The 18,661-nt window shown below is 46.2% G+C and carries 19 protein-coding genes; 6 read left to right on the forward strand and 13 right to left on the reverse strand.

Annotated elements, in window-relative coordinates:
• Window positions 1-62: 62 nt before the first annotated feature.
• Window positions 63-1,157 carry a ribosome small subunit-dependent GTPase A gene (rsgA, locus tag ACFSR5_RS15650; RefSeq protein WP_380905402.1) on the reverse strand — a complete coding sequence of 365 codons (1,095 nt, stop codon included), beginning with the start codon at window positions 1,155-1,157 and terminating at the stop codon, window positions 63-65.
• Between the two features lie 341 nt (window positions 1,158-1,498).
• Between rsgA and ACFSR5_RS15655 the strand changes: the two genes are divergently transcribed.
• Together ACFSR5_RS15655 and ACFSR5_RS15660 are read left to right on the forward strand one after the other, a co-directional pair.
• Window positions 1,499-2,092, forward strand: a complete 594-nt coding sequence (locus ACFSR5_RS15655) for a Crp/Fnr family transcriptional regulator (RefSeq protein ID WP_380905403.1) — start codon at window positions 1,499-1,501, stop codon at window positions 2,090-2,092.
• An 82-nt stretch (window positions 2,093-2,174) separates the two neighbouring features.
• The gene (locus tag ACFSR5_RS15660; protein ID WP_380905404.1) at window positions 2,175-3,242 is read left to right on the forward strand and encodes an SDR family oxidoreductase; all 1,068 of its coding nucleotides are present in this window, start codon (window positions 2,175-2,177) and stop codon (window positions 3,240-3,242) included.
• A 104-nt stretch (window positions 3,243-3,346) separates the two neighbouring features.
• On the opposite strand, the gene arsB is transcribed toward ACFSR5_RS15660, so the two are convergent.
• The 4 genes from arsB to ACFSR5_RS15680 form a co-directional block, all read right to left on the reverse strand.
• Entirely contained in the window at window positions 3,347-4,381 is a 1,035-nt protein-coding gene (gene arsB / locus ACFSR5_RS15665) for an ACR3 family arsenite efflux transporter (protein ID WP_380905405.1), read from the reverse strand.
• Window positions 4,382-4,383: 2 nt separating this feature from the next.
• Entirely contained in the window at window positions 4,384-4,998 is a 615-nt protein-coding gene (locus ACFSR5_RS15670) for a protein-tyrosine-phosphatase (RefSeq protein ID WP_380905406.1), read from the reverse strand.
• Window positions 4,999-5,014: 16 nt separating this feature from the next.
• Window positions 5,015-5,488 (reverse strand): DUF6428 family protein, encoded by a 474-nt coding sequence (locus ACFSR5_RS15675; protein WP_380905407.1) that lies wholly within the window; start codon window positions 5,486-5,488, stop codon window positions 5,015-5,017.
• A 72-nt stretch (window positions 5,489-5,560) separates the two neighbouring features.
• Window positions 5,561-5,890 carry an ArsR/SmtB family transcription factor gene (locus ACFSR5_RS15680; RefSeq protein WP_380905408.1) on the reverse strand — a complete coding sequence of 110 codons (330 nt, stop codon included), beginning with the start codon at window positions 5,888-5,890 and terminating at the stop codon, window positions 5,561-5,563.
• A 42-nt stretch (window positions 5,891-5,932) separates the two neighbouring features.
• Between ACFSR5_RS15680 and ACFSR5_RS15685 the strand changes: the two genes are divergently transcribed.
• Entirely contained in the window at window positions 5,933-6,160 is a 228-nt protein-coding gene (locus ACFSR5_RS15685; protein ID WP_380905409.1) for a helix-turn-helix domain-containing protein, read from the forward strand.
• A 171-nt stretch (window positions 6,161-6,331) separates the two neighbouring features.
• On the opposite strand, the gene ACFSR5_RS15690 is transcribed toward ACFSR5_RS15685, so the two are convergent.
• The 6 genes from ACFSR5_RS15690 to ACFSR5_RS15715 all read right to left on the reverse strand — a co-directional run bounded on the left by ACFSR5_RS15690 (window position 6,332) and on the right by ACFSR5_RS15715 (window position 12,598).
• Entirely contained in the window at window positions 6,332-7,654 is a 1,323-nt protein-coding gene (locus ACFSR5_RS15690) for an exo-alpha-sialidase (RefSeq protein WP_380905410.1), read from the reverse strand.
• 17 nt (window positions 7,655-7,671) lie between these two features.
• Window positions 7,672-9,969, reverse strand: coding sequence for a TonB-dependent receptor domain-containing protein (locus ACFSR5_RS15695; RefSeq protein WP_380905411.1), 2,298 nt, complete (start codon window positions 9,967-9,969; stop codon window positions 7,672-7,674).
• Window positions 9,970-10,118: 149 nt separating this feature from the next.
• Entirely contained in the window at window positions 10,119-10,508 is a 390-nt protein-coding gene (locus ACFSR5_RS15700) for a hypothetical protein (RefSeq protein ID WP_380905412.1), read from the reverse strand.
• Between the two features lie 125 nt (window positions 10,509-10,633).
• On the reverse strand, window positions 10,634-10,954 hold the full coding sequence (locus tag ACFSR5_RS15705) for a hypothetical protein (protein WP_380905413.1): 321 nt from the start codon (window positions 10,952-10,954) through the stop codon (window positions 10,634-10,636).
• Window positions 10,955-10,973: 19 nt separating this feature from the next.
• Complete coding sequence (locus tag ACFSR5_RS15710; RefSeq protein WP_380905414.1) at window positions 10,974-11,762, reverse strand: hypothetical protein; 789 nt, start codon at window positions 11,760-11,762, stop codon at window positions 10,974-10,976.
• A 116-nt stretch (window positions 11,763-11,878) separates the two neighbouring features.
• A complete protein-coding gene (locus ACFSR5_RS15715; protein WP_380905420.1) occupies window positions 11,879-12,598 on the reverse strand; it encodes a sensor histidine kinase in 720 nt (239 codons plus the stop codon).
• A gap of 478 nt (window positions 12,599-13,076) precedes the next feature.
• Between ACFSR5_RS15715 and ACFSR5_RS15720 the strand changes: the two genes are divergently transcribed.
• A complete protein-coding gene (locus ACFSR5_RS15720) occupies window positions 13,077-13,805 on the forward strand; it encodes a LytR/AlgR family response regulator transcription factor (protein WP_380905415.1) in 729 nt (242 codons plus the stop codon).
• Here the strand turns inward: ACFSR5_RS15720 and ACFSR5_RS15725 are convergent.
• Window positions 13,798-14,277 carry a lipocalin family protein gene (locus ACFSR5_RS15725; RefSeq protein ID WP_380905416.1) on the reverse strand — a complete coding sequence of 160 codons (480 nt, stop codon included), beginning with the start codon at window positions 14,275-14,277 and terminating at the stop codon, window positions 13,798-13,800. The two genes, ACFSR5_RS15720 and ACFSR5_RS15725, sit on opposite strands and share 8 nt — an antisense overlap.
• Before the next feature lie 344 nt (window positions 14,278-14,621).
• On the opposite strand from ACFSR5_RS15725, the gene ACFSR5_RS15730 reads away from it, so the two are divergent.
• Together ACFSR5_RS15730 and ACFSR5_RS15735 are read left to right on the forward strand one after the other, a co-directional pair.
• Window positions 14,622-15,494 carry a helix-turn-helix domain-containing protein gene (locus ACFSR5_RS15730; RefSeq protein WP_380905417.1) on the forward strand — a complete coding sequence of 291 codons (873 nt, stop codon included), beginning with the start codon at window positions 14,622-14,624 and terminating at the stop codon, window positions 15,492-15,494.
• A gap of 107 nt (window positions 15,495-15,601) precedes the next feature.
• A complete protein-coding gene (locus ACFSR5_RS15735; RefSeq protein WP_380905418.1) occupies window positions 15,602-15,988 on the forward strand; it encodes a hypothetical protein in 387 nt (128 codons plus the stop codon).
• Window positions 15,989-16,603: 615 nt separating this feature from the next.
• On the opposite strand, the gene ACFSR5_RS15740 is transcribed toward ACFSR5_RS15735, so the two are convergent.
• Window positions 16,604-17,998, reverse strand: coding sequence for a hypothetical protein (locus ACFSR5_RS15740; protein ID WP_380905419.1), 1,395 nt, complete (start codon window positions 17,996-17,998; stop codon window positions 16,604-16,606).
• Window positions 17,999-18,661: the final 663 nt, after the last annotated feature.

Raw genomic sequence — 18,661 nt, forward strand, 5'->3', positions numbered from 1 at the left:
CAGACCAAACGTAGCTTGAAAAAAATAGACCGGTGCCCATAGGCACCGGTATCCTTGCGTTGTCAACGCCCCATATCCTTGCGCTTCTTCACGTCGTGGACCAGTTTCGTGAGCGATTTTTTCTGTCTCCGTTTTTCGTGTTCCGACGCCGTATAGTGCCGAATCTCTCGTTGCAGTTTATGGTAGCTTTCGTAAACCTGCGCGGAAAGAAGGCCTTGATCTAGCGCCTCGCGCACCGCGCAACCGGGCTCGTGTTGGTGGCTGCAGTCTGCAAACCGGCAGGATTGAGCAAAGTCCGCTATATCCAAAACACCATCGACGGTGTCGGGAGCATCCGTTGCAAGGCCGAATTCCCGCACGCCGGGGGTGTCGATCAGGATGCCTGCTCCATCCATCTCGACCAGTTCCCGTCGCGTTGACGTATGCCGTCCTTTTCCGGTCGAGCGGCTTGTTTCGGAGGTGCGTACCCGTTGGCTCTTGCATAACGCATTAATCAGCGAGCTTTTTCCCACCCCGGATGAGCCAACAAAGACGGCGGTTTCGCCGGGCAGTATAGATTCCCGCAAATGGGTTATGCTGTCCGGCTGGTGTATGCTTGTCCTCAAAATCGGCATCTGCCGCTCCAGATGGGCGATGGCCTGCATGACATGTGCTTGATCGAATTCGAGTTCGGCTTTATGGAGCACCAGCACCGGCTGAATGTCGGCTTCACGGATTTGGACCATAAAACGTTCTGCCCGACGTGGATTAAAGTTGCCGTCCAGACTCTGCACGACGAACGCCTTGTCTACGTAAGAAGCGATAGCTTGTTTGGTGGTGCGACTACCGTTCTTTTTCCGGTACAAGGTGCGTGCTCTGGGAAGCATGTCTACGACAATTCCCTTACCGTTGTCGAAGGGCTGAAAAGTAATCCAGTCGCCCGTGCACGGTTGTTCGTCTGCTGATTTTTCGATAAGCATGCGTCCTGCTAATTCGCATTGAAAGACCCCATGGGATGACACAACTTCATAACATGTGCGATGCACGATGGCAATACGGCCGTGAGGAAGATCAGCATAGGGGGATGCCTGTTTTAATTGATCGAGTTTGTCGTTCCATCCGTACCGGTGAAGGTTTGCATCGGATGGATGGTTATTTGTACTATCGTTAAGAGACATAATTTACCTGTCTTGTTGCGCGCGCGGAACGGATCATCGTTGCGCGGCTTACCGCGTATATTTAAAAAAATAAAATAATCGTTTTTTACCCTTGGAAGAAAGGATCCAAGAGCGTGAGGAGAGAAACACGTTGCACCCAAGGTGTCACGTGTTTATTATGCTATATCCGATGTATTCGTCTTAACCATACGACAAAGATAAAAAAAATAGCGGTCTTTTCGGTGATGTTTACGTAAAAGGACATGAACTCCTTTTGCCGCATTTAATCCGACATCATTTTTTATTGTTTCAAGGTGTTCCGTATCTTTGAATGCATGCATACGCCCCCTGACGCTACACCTATGGAAAATGTATTCGATATATTATTTGCGCATATACAGAAAAAAGTATCATTGACTGTGGAAGATCAACAGCATATTATGCGTTTTTTCAAACCGAAGAAGTTAAGGAGAAGACAATACGCGCTGCAACAAGGAGAGGTGTGTACGCATATCTCATTCGTCGCCCAAGGGTTATTGAAGTCGTATATGCTCGACGAGAAAGGAAACGAACACATCAACTTATTCGCGTGGGAAGGCTGGTGGATTTCCGACTTTGAGAGCTTCATTTTTGGAAGCCCGGCCAAGCTCGATATGGATGCCGTGGAAGACAGCACGCTTTTATTGCTCTCCAAAGACAATTATGATCGGATGCTGGCCGAAGTCCCGCTGATGGAGCGATACTTTCGCATACTCTATCAAAATAGTTTGGCGACCAAGGATAGGCGGTTGATCAGTGCGAATTCGCATACGGCCGAGGAGAAATACGCGTTATTTCTTGAAGTCTATCCGGTTATCAGCCAGCGTTTGCCACAGCATCTTATTGCCTCGTATTTAGGTCTTTCGGCCGAAACAATCAGTCGCATAAAAAAGAAGATCAGCGCCCAGCGGCCTTGATCTAGATCAAGGATATTTCTTGTTTTACATCAACTGACCACCGTTTTTGCTCCTGTATTTTTGTAATAAAACAAAATTACATATGGAAAAAATAGCATTAGTAGTTGGTTCCAGTGGCATGACCGGAAACAACCTCGCAAAAGAATTAATCGCACAGGGATGGAAGACATATGGATTGTCGCGCTCGTCCAAAAACCCGATGAAAGGGTTGATCGATATTCAGGCAGACTTATTGAACCCGTCCGCTTTACGTGAGGCCTTGGCTGATGTGCGTCCAACACATGTGTTTCTTACGACTTGGATGCGTAGAAACACGGAGCAGGAGAATATACAAACCAATGCGGCGATGGTAAGAAATTTGTTGGATGCACTGGCTACGAAACAAACGGTTAAGCACGTCGGACTGGTGACTGGATTAAAACATTATTTAGGTCCTTTCGATGCGTATGTTACGAGTGGCGTTCTGCCGGAGACACCGTTGCGGGAAGAGCAGCCGCGCTTGAGCTCTCCGAATTTTTATTATGCGCAGGAAGACGAGGTGTATGCTGCAGCGGATCGGGATGGGTTTACGTGGAGCGTACATCGCCCGCACACCGTAATCGGTAACGCGGTGGGGAATTTGATGAATATGGGCACGACGTTGGCGGTATATGCCTCTATTTGTAAAGAAAGAGGACTTCCGTTCGTTTTTCCGGGCTCTGAAGCGCAATGGAATGGGCTATCGGATGTTACGGATGCGCAGGTGCTCGCCCAACAGTTGGTATGGGCGGCAGAGACGCCCGAAGCGGCAAACACGGCGTTTAATGTCGCAAATGGTGATGTATTCCGTTGGCGTTGGTTGTGGAAAGAAGTGGCACAGTGGTTTGACATCGAGTATGTGGGATATGAAGGCGAAATCAAGCCGTTGGTCAAGACCTTGGAAGGAAAAGAACAGGTCTGGAAGGAGATGGTACTCCGGTATGGTTTGGCAGAGGCTGATTTTGACAAGGTGAGCTCTGCTTGGCATACGGACTTAGATTTAAGCCGCCCGATCGAAGTGATGACGGATATGACAAATAGCCGGATGCTGGGCTTTCATGCCTATGCCAATACGCGTATGTCTTTCTTTAACCTGTTCGCCCAGCTGCGCGCCGACAAAATCATTCCCTAAAAATCGCGGCGCGTCGATGGAAACCGTTCCTTCACCGGTTGGCCCTGTTGGTAAAGCAGGGCTAACCGGTGAAGGAACTCACCTCTTGACACGATGGGTTATGGTTATTTAGGGTAGTATCTTTTCTTCAGCCAAAGACTGGCTCGCACTAATACGATCAGTACCGGGACTTCCACCAACGGACCAATGACCCCCACGAATGCCTGTGGGGAGTGAATCCCAAAAACAGCAATGGCTACCGCTATAGCCAATTCGAAGTTGTTTCCGGTCGCTGTAAATGCGATGGATGCATTTTTATCATACGGAATCTTTGCTGCTTTATTCACGAAGAAACTCACGAAAAACATGGACAGGAAGTAGATCACCAAGGGGATGGCAATCTTGGCGACATCTAGCGGCAGTTCGAGGATTTTATCCCCTTTCAGACTAAACATTAAAATGATAGTAAACAGTAGGGCATACAATGTAATAGGCGATATTTTTGGGACGAATTTTCGATTGTACCAGTCTGATCCTTTATATCGCGTAAGCAAGAACCGACTTAAAAAGCCGGAGACGAAAGGAATACCTAGATAAATCAGTACACTTTCGGTGACATCGTGCATGGATACGCGAACGTCAAACTGGGCGAGGCCGAGTTTGCTAGGTAATACATTGATGAACAGCCATACCATAAAGCTGTAGGTAAATACCTGAAATACACTGTTCAGTGCGACGAGCAAGGCCGCATATTCTCTATTGCCTTTCGCGAGGTCATTCCAAACGATGACCATAGCAATACACCTCGCCAAGCCGATCAAAATTAACCCAATCATATAGTCGGGGGCATTTTTGAGAAAAACAACCGCGAGCACAAACATGAGGATGGGGCCGATAACCCAATTAAGGAGCAGGGAAAGGGAGATTGCCTTTTTATCGCGTAGGGCTGTGGGCAAAAGCGAATAATCTACTTTGGCCAAGGGTGGGTACATCATCAGGATGAGCCCGACGGCAAGCGGAATATGGGTGATCCCGATGGATAATGAATCGGTGAGGTTTCCGATGCTGGGAAAGTAGTGACCTATTCCGATGCCTAATGCCATAGCCAGGAAAATCCATAGCGTGAGATAGCGATCTAAAAATTTCAATCGGGGCTGCATAGTCAGAGGTCAATTTTTGAAAAAACATACATCATTTCTCGGGCAATTTCCAGGCTACGTTCGGCGTATACCTGCTTTTGTCCGGGTGTGCCGTCGGCTATCTTCGGATCTTCATAGGGGATCGGGATGCGCTGCTCGGCCCCCGGGATGAATGGACATCCCTGATCCGCCTGGGTACAGGTCATGACGGCAGCGAATGCCGATACGGGGTTGAATGGATGATCGAATGTCTTCGAGAAGCCAACGACGGGCGGGGCGTTCTCATCGTATTTTAGGGCATATAGGGGGTTGACACCTTTTCCGATCTCGGATAAGTGAAACCCTTGATCCGAGAGCGTTTCTGCCACCAAAGGAAATAAGGCGGTTTCTTCTGTCCCGCCTGAATAGCAATAAACCCGAGGAACCTCAAAGTAGGCGGCGGCGGCTTGTGCCCAAGCTTGGGAAAGATGGCTTCTTCGGGAATTGTGGGTACAGATAAAATGGAGGTTCACCGGTTGTTGTGCATGTACTTTTTTTTGGACGAAGTCGATCAAAGGTTGTACGATCTCGTCACGCACGAGATGGTTTAGCGGCTCTTGAAGCAACGCCTGGATGGTTTGTGTGATCTTCGGATACATGTTTCGCTTAATTCGGTTAACAACAGCCTGAGCCAGGTGTACAGCTAGATGGGGGAGCAAGGGGCAATTGCGCTAAATTGATCTTTTGTTTTTCTGCCGGGACACCGCAAGCATCTTCCGCCAGACAGGCGGTGGTCTTGTTGGTCAAAACAAAAGTCTTTCCATTGAAATCGAGACCATATTTTCCGATCGTATTGTTTTGGTATTCGACTTCAATCTCCCCGTCCTGAATGTGAAGTTTGTCCTCGGAAAGATTAATGATATGGTGTAGTTTTGCCGGTGTGAGCCGGTGTTCGTAGTCATGGGCATTCCATAGCTGGAAAGTGACGGTTTTTTCATGGCGAACAACTCCACCGCAATCGATGAAGCGTTTTTCAATTTGCCCCACCTCCGTTACGTGAAAATGTGCCGGGACAGGGGTGCCGTTCTCTAATTGAAATTCCACATGATCTAATGTGGAAAGGATTTCTTTGATTTCAGATAGTTTCATATGTGTATGTATATGATGAAGGGTAATAGTTATATTGCAATATAACGATGTAAAAGATTTTAAAAAACTGTCTTAACAGCATTCGTTGACCTGCACCTCCTGATTAAAGAAGGTATTGAAGAGCTGCTGCATGTCTTTCCACACCGTCGTTTCAATACAATAGCATACCGACTTTCCGTCGATACTGCCTTGAATGATACCGATATGCTTTAATTCTTTAAGATGTTGTGATATGGTGGCTTGCGCCAACCCGAGCTCTTCGACGAGGTCGTTGCAGATGCAGGCCTTTTGGTCGATAATATGTTGCAGGATGGCAATCCGCGCCGGATGCCCAAGTACCTTAAACAGTGCCGCAAGTTTGTTCTGTTGATCCGTATAAATGTCGGTCTTTGTGATGCCCATTTGATATTATTATATCGCAATATTACGATATGAAGTTGGAATGTGCAAATTTTTTATGAGAAAGGTTTAATCAAAAAAGAAACGGGGAATACGGCATTGGATTATATTCAATCCAAACTGATAGACGAGGCCAAGGAGAAAATCTTCGACCCATCTAAAACGATCAATGCAATTGCAGCGGAATTGGGATTTAGGTACCAACAACACTTCACGCGTTTGTTTAAACAGAAAACAGGGAAGACTCCATTGGAATTTCGTAATTTGAATTGATTTTTTGTGCTTAAGATTCGGTAAATAACCGCGAACGGATGGGCGGTCTATAGCATGCAGACCGCTGCGTGTCGCTGTTCGACAGGATGGTATGCGGCGGCTTTAGGAGGAGTAGAAACGGGCATCCGAAATGAGGATGCCCGTTTTTAGTAAGGGCTGCGGAGCATAGGGTTAATGGGGATGCATGGGACACGAGGTGTCCTGCTCTGACATGCCTTTTGCGGCATCCTGATGCTGCCGATGTGCTGTGTACGTATGGCCTGCCGGCGTATCGATGGCTGCGATCGCCTGTCGGACATAGTATACTTGGCCACTGTCCGTCCAGGCGATAAGGACATGTGATTTTCCAAGCGCCCGCAAAACAGGGTACGATGCCTTGGCATGCGGTGAATTGATTTCTTTCTCAACAAACTGCTTGTCTTGCATCCGGGCTACTTTTATTTTGCTGCGTGTCTGGCCGTTTGTCGTGTAATTGACGTTATAGGCCATGACGGGAGCTCCATCAGGTGTCAGGCATAATTGGGCAAAACGTGCGTTAGCATCTAGACGATGTTTTTGCAGGAGGGTAGCATCGCTGTCTATCTCGCCGTAGAATACTCCTTGTTGTTCTGCGCCGGTGAACCAGGTGACGTAGGTCCGTCCGTTTTTGCCGACAATTGATGGTCCATTATGGGGACAACCGGCGATAGCCCAGTGGTCTCCACTGAAAGCAACGGCAGGGCCGAAGGTTTGCCCATTGTCCTGGGATTGGCTAATGGCAATATCCCGTACTGAGCCTGCAAGTAGATCCCGGAACACGATTTGTACACGGCCTTTTCGATCACTGCTCAACGCTGTACGACAGCACTCACAGGCCGCAGAATCTATTAAAACGCTTGCACCGAACGAGGTTCCGGCTGTTTTGGCGAAGCGCACCGGCCGGCCGTTTCCGGGCGAGATGGTATCGGTATCCAGCCATACGATACCCACCTCACCATTGTCTAACCGTATTGTATTGCTGAACGAACGTGAGCCTCTATTGGGATAATCCGGCTGGACGGACTGAGGTTTACTCCACGTCTTGCCGCGGTCCACGGACATGACGTAGCGGATATCGCTTAATCCGTACTTGCTTGTTTTAGACGGGACGGAGGTCTCGTAGGTTGCGATCACTGTTCCGTTGGCTTTCACAGCGATTTTGGGCATACCTTCTTCGTGCAGGCTGGCGTGAGACTCGATCGGAATCAACGTGCTTGGGGAGAAAGCTTGTGCCGCCTCGTCCCAATAGGAGAGGTAGAATGATTTGTTTCCGGCGCTATCCAGCTCGATCCAGCTGATTACTGGATGGTTATTTTCGTCGTCGGTTAGAAATACGCAGGAGGCTTTGTTCGTGCTGTCCGAGATGCTGACGGGCATATCGGCTTCTTTGCTTGTTTTCTCTGTTGTGCATGATTGCAGTCCGCCAAGTAGGACGGGAAGAATAAACAGCATTACTTTTATCAATGATCTCTTCATGGTTGACAATCGATGGGTTAAAATATATACTTGATCTGGAGGCCACCATATCCATTTCGCGGAAGAGCCGGCTGAAAGTAGGCTGGCGATCCTCCTCCGTACGCCACGGCATTCAACGCGGTTAGCGAACTGTACCGTTCGTTGGTGATGTTATCCAGACCGGCGTAGATGCTTAAGCCAAGGTGTTCGGCTATGGTTTTTTTGTAGCCTACCTTGGCATTTACGACCTGATACGACGCATTATAGGCGGTGTTCGCGTCGTCGAGCGGAAGACGATCACGAAAAAAGTAGCTTCCATTCAGGAAAATTCCTTCGCGTGTCTCTACATTGACCCCAGTATTGACAACCCAGGGCGAAATACCCACCAAATTGTTGCCATCGTAGATGGCACTGACCTGCCCATCGCTATCGCGTGTTTTGTAGTCGTCATAACGGAAGTGCGAATAGGTCAGTGCTGCGTACGGCCGCAACAAGGAAACCCAGTTGCCATCGCTTTCTTGAAGGGCAACATAGGATAGCGACAATTCGGCGCCATTGTGGCTGGTGCGCCCCGCATTATTATAAACGGTAATGCCTTGTTGTACTGATTGTGCAATGAGCTCGCCTTTTACATCCATTTTGAAGAGGGCCAGATCGTAAGATAAACGGGATTTTAGGATATTGCCTTTGGCATTGAGTTCATAATTAATGCCTTTTTCGGCCTGTAGTGTAGGATTGATCGAACCGTCTACATTTTTGATCTCTGATCCTGTCGGAGGCGAGAAGCCCGAACTGACACTGGCATGCAAGGAAAGCCATTCGCTGAAATGGTGGCTGAGGGCGACACGCGGAGAGGCTTGTGTACGAAACTTCTTCACGCCGCTGCGTTCGGGGAGCAGGTAATCGTGTACGTCGTATGTGAGTCCATTCAAGCTAACTCCCAAGGCTAAGGTTGTTCGGGCCGTTATATTGGTTTCTGACTGGTAAAAAATGGAATATAACGTGTTTTTGTAATCGGTATTTCCGTTTAAAGCACCTTCTTTTCCTTTTTCATTCACGTATTGGGATCCTTTGGTATTCGCTTGATTGAATTCGCCGCCCACGGTGAATACGGTGGGTAGAACGGAAAAATGGGGATTGTAGGTAAAACGAGTTCGTCCGCCGTAACTTTGGTAGTAATTCCGGATATAGGCATACGCTAACGGATGGTCAAGATCATAGAAATAGGTAAATATGCTACTGCTATTCGTGAGCTGGTCGTTAAACTGATATTGCTGTCCGGCGCCGATGCGGGTCCAATTCTGATACCGCCCGGCTTGTTTCTCTACGTTACTGGCACTGGCCTGTCGAGGATCGGCTTCCATTTGTTCGCGCGATAAGGCGCCGGGGATCTGCGTGTGCTGGGTTGTCCTATTAACCAAGAGGGTGACGGTTCGGTTTTTGGACGGGAAAAACTGGAAATTGCCGGCGATGAAGCGTCGCATGTCGTTGTTATGCGCTCGGTATCCGTCGAATTGCTGCCAGCCGTAAGACAGGTAGCTATTGATTTTGTCTCCTCCATTTCGATAAGTAGCGGCTAGGCGGGTCAGGCCGTAGGAACCAACCAAGCTGGATAACTCCATGCTTTGTTCGGCATAAGGCGACCGCTGCATACGGAAGTTGATGACACCGCCTGTCCCGGCACCGTAGATGCTGGAAGCCGGACCTTTGATGATTTCTACCTGCCCGATATCGTTGACGTCTAGCGCCTCAATGCGGGAAGTGCCATCGGCCTCGGTGACGGGGATATCATTCATGTAGATCTTGATGTTTCGTATGCCCCATTGCGCCCGTGTGCCATTGCCGCGGATGGAGATACGGGATTCCGAAAGCGTACTTTGGTCCATGTTGACGCCAGGTACGCTGTTCAGGGCGGATTGCAGGGACGTACCGTTGCCCTGCTGAATTTGAGCCGTATGGAGGATGGCTATGGATCCCGCCGTTTCTTTAGTCGTCTTATGGATCCCGTAAGCAGATATCCGGACTTCGTTTAGGGAAACGGGATCCGGCTCGAGCTGTATATGGAGATTGATTTTATGTTGGGCACAGGAAACAATTTGTTTTTTATAGCCCAGCATAGAAATGTGAACGTCTTCTTCGGATGGACCGAGTGGTAGTTCGAAGTACCCATCGGTATTGGTTTTGGTGATGGTTTGGCTGTTTGCAGAAGCTACTGTGGCCCCCATAAGGGGTTGATTTCCTTGCAGGTCGTATATATGTCCTTTAATAACACGGGTCTGTGCATCTGCACACCGAATGATCGCCATAGCAAAAAATGCTATCAGGAGGTATTTCATGATAAGTTTGTTGTGAAGGTGCTTCAAGAGTGCCTTCAGTGAGGGTATACATAACACAGGGGTTATGTTTTACTGTTTTTTGAATGAAATGAATACAAGGGCTTTGCGTGCCAGGTTGGGCAAGCAGATATCCTGTTTAAGAGCGGGAACTAACCGATGGGGGGTCTGAAAACGGATGGGGAATAGTCACTCGTTACGGCCACAGGCAGCTCAGGAAAATCTGTTAGCTGTCTATCTTCGTACGTCGCAGGCGGTAGTGACAAGGTGGTAGGCAGAGCGAGGTAGACGTCATGGTATCGCTCTATCTTTTTGTCGGCACTGTTTTTTTCGCGTTTATCCGCTTCTTTTAATTTCTTGGCGATGATACATTGTCCATTACAATGCAGTTCGACACGGAGTTTGTTTTCACATCGCTCCGCATAGCTAGCGGTATGAAGATAGTAATCTCCCACAATGAATAACCTGTTGAACGATTGCAAAAGCAATACGGCCAGCAACAGATAGGTGCCAAACTTTTTATATGTGCTGATGTGAACCAAGACCCTGCAAATATAGTGTATCTGTTGCGAATGTAGAAAGGCCTTTTTGGAATGGTGATTATTTTTTTTGTGTTATTGTATCGTTTTGGTGATAATGTGTTTTGAGCTACTGCAGCAACAGCGGGTTATTCGACGCATTCACTCCTGTGCGTAAGCCCAGGAGTAACTTTACTCAATGTCGAGATCGCTGGCGAATTTTTCCGTTTCCTAAGCCTTTGCGGATGCCGATAAACCGTATCTTCGCCCATTTTCCTCACCTCATCGGCTACATGGTGAGCTACCATCAGGGGTGGTGTACCGATGCGGTGTTCGCTAGGTTCGACGTGTCTTCCGGATGGCTGTTCGGTGTCACCAGATGGATCCATCTCTTGCTGTGCATTATGACAGCAGAGCAAAAGTACGATGATGGACAGCATGGTCCAGCTAAAAAAAGCACCTTTTGTCATGTCGCGCGGTTTTGTTGAGTCAGTTCTGGTTGAGCACATCGAGGAGCTCTTGCAGATCGGCCGCAAGGAGTCCATGTCCATCCGTCATTTTCCAAAAGGCCAGCTGAACAGCGGTGTAGGGTTTCATCCAATCGGGCTCAACGTAGTTTTCGTCGAAGGCATCCCAGGGGTTGTGGTGGCGTGTGAGTTTCAGGCCAGGGCGATCCGCTAACAGGGATATAAATTTCAGTACTTCCGGTTCGGTCGTAATGACAGTGGGTTTATACATCCCTTTGCCGATGACGTAATTCTTGGTGTCTTCTGTAAAATTGTCTTCCCAAGGGAAGCCTTTGGACGCATTCATACAAGCTACCCCAAGATAAAACGTGGTCGTATCTCCGCTGCTCTTATGCGTTTTTTTGGGGACAGGTATGCGTACCCGGTCCATGAGCATGCCATTTTGGATACCGCCTGGCGTAGTAGGAAGCATGACCAATCCCGGTGGGAATTCGACAAAGCCGCCTCCCCAGGTCTCGTCGGGGACGATATTGATATCGACGTAGAAGGTATTCATATTGCCAAATAACTTCTCCACAGAAGGGTCAAACGGAAAACTGTTTCGCGACACGAGCTTTAACCCGTTTGGAAGTTCAAACGGTATACCTTTTGGTGGTCCCTCTTGTTTGCCGAAGCCAGGTACCGATTGAACGCTACCAATGTGATCAAAAGGGAGATCAGGTTCTTTAGAAACAGAATCTTGTTCGCATCCTGTCAGGAAGTGGATCAGGAACAGGGCGGCAATCAGTCGTAGGTAATTTTGGATGTTCATACCGTAAAGGTAGACACCTTTGCCTTCGGCCGGTTTGTTTTTCGATGAATGGTCGATTCGGGCGGATGAGTGAAAGAGGGAAGCGCCGAGTCACGACGCATGGATGTATGTTGATGTTACGTGGGAATAGCAAAGCGCAGCGTTACGGCTCCGCTGTGATCGACCTCGATGTGCAGGTTTTCACCAAATTGATTCCGCAGGCGCTTGGCGGTATTGTTCAGTCCGATACCGTCTCCGGCAAACATGTTTTCGACCGTTCCTTCGTAGGGCTTCCCGGTGTTGCGAATAGTGAGGTGGGTAAAAGAGCCTGTCGATCGGCAGGTGATGTGGATCGTGCCGCCATCAATGGCGGGCTCGATGCCGTGTTTTACAGCGTTTTCGACGAGCGGCTGCAACAGCATGGGCGGAATCAGCGCTTGGCCGCAGCCATAAACATCGATTTCGAAGTGAAGACGACGACCAAACCGACTCTGCTCCAAGGATAGGTAAGTCCGTATAAATTCGAGTTCCTGCGTGAGCAGGACGAGCTCCGCCTGTGTGGATTGCAGGGCGTAGCGGAACGTATCAGCAAGCTGCGCTATCAACACCCGTGTCCGCTCGTTTTCAGCAGAAACCGAAGCGCTGATGCTATTTAATGTATTGAAAAGGAAATGGGGTTGGATCTGTGCTTTCAGACTTTCGATTTCTGCTCTATGCGCTAGTTCACGCAGCTCCCGTTCGTTCCGTTGCTGTTGTTCCCGTTCGCGGAAAAAGAGATCGATATGCAGCGAACTGAACACTTGAATATAAAAAAGAAGATTTGGGCCGATATGTTGCAACATCTGTTGCCCCGTCATAACGGGCAAGCCGGTTAGTCGGTTATAAACTTGGTAGAGGGCTGTCCAGATGACGTAGTACAGCAAACTGGTAAAAAAATGCCGTAGGAAGCGTTTTTTCATAGGCAGACCTGTCCACTTGCGGAAGTGGAGCCACCAGACTGGAAGGCCGGCTAAACTCATAATCACGCAGTCGACAAGAAGCTCGAGGACAAAGCTTGTCGAGATGCGCGGAGAGAATAGTCGTGGTGTGGCGTACAATAGGCTCATAAGCAGTAAGCAGACGAGAAATATAGAAATTTCGCGGGGCGTATTTCTGATTTTTTTTTGCGGTATCATGTCGAGGTATACGGTAATAGATACATAATATATGTGTTTTTTCTGATGGATACGACATCCATTTATCGGCTTGTTTGTGCGGTTGGTCGTGTCTAGAGGTTATTCGTCAGAAAGCCTACCGTGTATGGCTTTTCTCCTTATATTGCGGTAAAAAGATGCGATGGCGAAAAAGTCTGTTTTAATTATTGACGACGAAGAGCATGGGCGTATACTGGTAGAGCACTATTTACAGCCTTATAGCGATTATTTTGTTGCGGGAACGTGCGCCAATGGCTTAGAGGCGATTGCGCAAATTGATAGGTTGGAACCGGACCTGATTTTTCTGGACATCCAGATGCCGGGCGCGACCGGCTTTGACGTGCTGCAGCGCGTGCAACATGTGCCGCAGGTAATCTTTACAACGGCCTTTGACCACTATGCGATCCAGGCTTTTGAGACCCATGCCACGGATTACCTGCTGAAGCCGTACACGAAGGACCGCTTTGATAAGGCCATGTGTAAGCTTGCGTCCCAATCCCCGCAGTCGGCTTTTACGATGGCAGATCGTTATCGGGAGAAAACGTCCTATCCCGACCGGATCTTGGTCGAGTGCAAGAAACGATTTCGGAATATCGACGTTGATACGATTGTCTTTCTCAGAGCTTTTGGTGATTATACGGAGATTCATACTGCATCAGGGATGTATTTAAGTTCGACGGGAATCAGTGCACTCGTTGCTAAACTCAATCCAGTCCGATTTCTTCGAATCCATCGATCCGCGGCTATCCATGTACAGCATATTGCTGAGCTTTATAGGGATATTGGCAAGACGTTCGTTGTGATGAATACGGGTGTTGAACTGACAGTGGGTAGAAGTTATCTGCCGACGATTAAAGACTTGATTATTTAAGTCGATATTCGGCAGTTAGCTTGTGGCTAATTCCGTCGGTGCTTTTGAACCGATGTACTAAAACCAGCTTGTCCGCTGTCGACTCCAGGATCTCTGCTTTGTCTTCGTGATCTTCCCGGCGGAATACGATTGTATTGTTTTGCTCTGTCGTCCAGGTGCCGTCTTCTAGTTGATCCTCATCTTCTTCATCGCATTTTTCCGTTCCAACAAAACGGATGATCACACCATCGCGACGGAACATCAGGAAGTCGTCGCGATCGCAGGGATCTAAAAGTGCAAAAATGTCGGTGTCTTGCGTGCCATTCAGGTCCCAGTCGACACTTGGATTGACCGTGAATGTATGCAGTTTCCACTTCTTGTCGACAAAGGTAATTTGGTTGTTTTTGTTGCTTCCTGTAGCTTGGCATGCGCTCGTTAAAATGGTCGATAAACTGCTTAGCAGCACCATGGTGAGTAATCTGATTATTTTCATAGTTTTTTATTTTTTCCAAAGATCGTACGGAAACATATACAAACGTTGGAAATACGACCAACGGCATATAGGAGCTATGAACGGGGGGTAAGAGCTGCGGATGGTCTTTTTTATGGAATTAGCGGATAAAATAGGGCTCGTTCCGGACCGTCTTGATCTGCTCGGGTAAGGGGGGCGGAAATGGGCCGATTGATGTCTTGGAGAGCTTCCTGAACAGCGTGGTATCAATGGTCGCAACGTGAGCGGCATAGATTTAGCGCGATGCCACCGTGTAATTAAGAAAGAATTTAGTATGTATGTCGTGCCCCTTCGTATCTTTGTGGTTCGCAGAATACGCACATGATATGGCTATGGACTCAAAACGTAATTATGCGCTTTTTAGCGGTTTGGAACTTTTGGAACAAAAGGGGCAAAATGCCACGTGGTTATCGGAATTCGATTTGATGACGGAATCGCTTCTGACGCCAATGGAGGGGAATAAATATCTTCTGCGCTCCGTTATTTATGAAGGTCCAAATCTGAAGCGATTGCCTGTTAGTCCGATGAAAGAGTATTTATTTTTTAATCGGTCTATCATGCGGGATGCCAAAGCCGAGCAACTTTTTGAGCAACGACGTGCCGATGCCTATTCTATTTTGATTAAAACGGAAGAACAGGTTTACCTGAGACGGGCGAGCATGCGCATTCGGGAGGTTCAACATCGGGAGGATCATCTGCTTGGTGAACTATGCATAGCTACTATTTTGTCGGATATTTTTAAACGATTTAAAGACATCACGGCGGATCCTGCCTCGGAACCACGAAACTTCTACGCGCCAACGGTATCGGTCAACGATAGAAAGAAAGTCGACGAGTTTCTCGAACTGGTCTCGTGGCATGCGATGTCTCAAAAAAAATTGTCGTTCTATTCGAATTTACTGTTTGTCAGTGATCAAACGCTGAACGCTGTAACGCAAAAGGTGCTTGGCAAGCGTCCGAAGCAATTAATTGATGAGCATCTCTTGGAATCTGCCAAAACATTACTGAAGTATAGCCGACAGTCTATACAGGAAATAGCCATGTTGCTGGGGTTCTCGTCATCTACTCAATTTGCCGCATTCTTCAAAAGATGTGAAAAAAAGTCGCCTTCCGAGTTTCGGTGGGAAGGTGACCCTATAATTACGGAACCCGGCACGGTCGAACGATCAATGACGGGGGCTACGCACGGCGAGCGATAGAAAGCTGACTGTGCTATGTGGGGCACAAGGAAGCGGGTTAATGGATGGGCATGTTGTTGTCGCATTTGGCTTTCGACGTTCGTTTAAACTAGATCAATCAATTGTTTATGAAAAGATATAGCCTGTATGTATGGATGGTAGCGACTGCTGTCGTCTTTCTCTCGTGTAAAAAAGAGGATAAATTGGATACTTCCCATTTCCAGGGAAAATGGAGTGAACGTGCGGATGATCGAGTGGCGATGGATGGCTCGGTTACCTACATATTTAATTCGGATAATACCTGCAGCAAACATATTTACAATGCATTATCGAATCAAGACACGACGTTGAAATGGACGTACGTGCTGAGTCACGATCGAACCTTGGTGACGATGTATGGGACGGATAAAGTCTATACGGAGCAATATCGGATCAAGAAGCTCACTAGCCGTGAAATGAAATGGGAAAATGCTTCACCGGGTGATGGCAATAGCAATAAAAGGCTCATTCGATAGTGATCGATCCGTACATTTTTGTTTCCCAGTAACGAAGAGATGATGTTATATCTCGAGAAATAAAAAAGCAGCAGATGAGCTACTCGCTGTTGAAAATCGAAAGATGCCGGTGTCGCTCTGCTTTTCGGTCGGCGTACGGCGATTTTTCGGGGCCTGTTCTAAGTCACAGGGACAGCAGTTTTTTTCTTTTGCGTATAACATATTAGTTACGAACTATTCATTATCGAATGGTAAAGTATCTATTTATCTGTATTGTGTGTTTTCTATATCAAGCCGATAACCAGCTATCATAAATACTTTAAACAGCTTCAAGAGCTAGGTTATATAAAATATACGCCCTCTTATCATCCAGATTATCGAAGTACGGTCCAAATACTTTGGAAATAGTAAGCATATTTCAGAAAAAGTAATTCTTGCATAAAAAATTGAGAATTACTTTTTTTATCCTAAAATAGTGCTGTATATACTTATCTAAATCATCGGTGTTCAATCGGTAATTTTTGCAAATCCTTTAGAGGCCCCTTGTCCCAAAAAACATATATCATGATCCATAGTGCACACATGCTCATGCTAAACGCTAGTGGCTTCCCATTTCATTTCTTTTAAGAGTTCTTGTTAGGACTGGCCATAAACTTTTCTTATTTGAGCAATAATATTTTGTTTAAAGTCTTTGCTCGTAATATAGGTCTGTTTAAATTTTTGATAATCTACTGCTTCTATTCCACTTGCAATAGCTGCTTCGTCAAAAAGTTCAAGGGTTAATGTATTCTTTTTGGCATATTCTAGCAATGATTGCAGGACGCGATTTGTTTTTTCTCTTCCGAAAGTATCCTCAAAACACTTCAACATGAGGGGAGCCAGTATATAGCGGTAAGATTCATTAATTTGGGACATTTCTGTAATTTCAGACAGTGGTATAAAATTTTGACTTTCCACATTTTTTGCTCCCGATAACAACGATTCTTTTAAAAATGCATTAAAACCAAAGTCTTCAGTCACGTTGAAGGATAGATATTCTGCAAAAGATTCAAGCCAAAACCAGGATAACTTTCCAGAGAGCATGTGTGTTCCAAAATAATTATGAGCAAGTTCATGTCCCAGAAATTTACTGTACCAAGGTTCAAACTGACCTTTGTCGTCTAGCATTTTGGCTGGATTTAAATCAGTAAACGCAATTGCCGGGTAGTCATTAAAAGCCCAACTGCTTCCTGGTCTTCTCCGATTGACAGCTTTGTGGTTTATGATATAAATTTTATCTGTGAATTTTAAATTTAGATTATTCGCAAGTTTTTCTTTTACGGCCTCAATATTCTTGAAAATACGCGCTACACTTTTATTATCGGTATCTAAATTGATAATATATCCAGCAGGTTGTGAAATGAAATCATAATTCCCTATAAAAATAAATAAGGACGATGGTTTGGTCGATATAAAATGTTCCGAAAGCGTTTTTTGAGGAACATTGCCATTGATAAAGATGCTGTTATTTTCAGAGTTTGTAACTTTAATGGTCACTTCATACGGATATTTATCAATCAGTTTGTCATTTTCGACATCATAAAGAGTAGGATACCATTTTGACTGGTCTGCAGCACGTAACGTTTTACCATTAAAAGCAATGATTCCCTTGTAATCGAAAGGTCCGTAATCCTCGGTATTGTCGAAATATATTGGGAATGCTCCTCTATAGTCAACTTGAAAGGAGGTTGGTATTGTAAGCGTTTTACCATCTTTGTCCAGTAAAGTATATTCGATTGCTTCTCCTTTAGTTTTGCCATCATAGTGTCCCTCAAAATCCACTAAATTTCCATTCGAATCTTTAAAATATTTAATATTCATCCCTTTGTTCAGAAGAATTTTGTAGTTCTTATTTTGTGGAATGTTATGTAATTCAAAATTGCAGTTAAACAGTCCATCTTTCATATTGATTTCGACTGTGCCTTTGATAGTTTGAGCGAAGAGAAAAGGAAAGGATAAAATGAATAAATTAGAAAAAATTATTTTCTTCATAATGGCGGAAAATTTTAGTTATTTGTCAAATATAATGTTTTACCAGCCAATTATTATAGCTTGGATATACATCAGCTTTATAGTGCAGGAGTTAAAGGACAACTTGGTCTTATCAACTAAAGGCGGGCCGTTGGTATAGAAGATCGCAGATTATCAAGATATTGCTCTAGATGATCTTGTTAAGATTTCACTTTATTTTATGATGCTATTAACGTTTTTTATCGGGAATTAATTACGTGTTTGATGCATGAATCAGAAAAACTTAGCTGGATCCGCAGCAAAGCTATACGTAATAAATTAAATATTCCCGCTTCTATCTTACATAATCTTAGGATCACTGGTAAAATCCGTCGCAAGTAAGTACTGGGTTCTTATTATTACCATAGAGAGGATCTTGACCACCTTTTTGATGATGGAGAATAATCATATTGAGCAGTGGTTCGATTTGCTGGATAAACAAAAAAAACCTGCAAATAATTGATTTTGCAGGATTTATATATTTTTTGTTGCTTTTTGAAAACTTCCGTTTTCACAACTTGCGGAGAGTGAGGGATTGGTTTAGCCCCACAAGTCCCATTCTCAACCCTAAACCTCCTGCGGATCGAACCCCGGCCAGCCCTTCGGTTCGAACCCTCACAACGCAAAAAATCCCTCATCTTTCGA

The organism is Sphingobacterium suaedae, from assembly GCF_042684625.1.
In the GTDB taxonomy this organism is placed as follows: domain Bacteria; phylum Bacteroidota; class Bacteroidia; order Sphingobacteriales; family Sphingobacteriaceae; genus Sphingobacterium; species Sphingobacterium suaedae.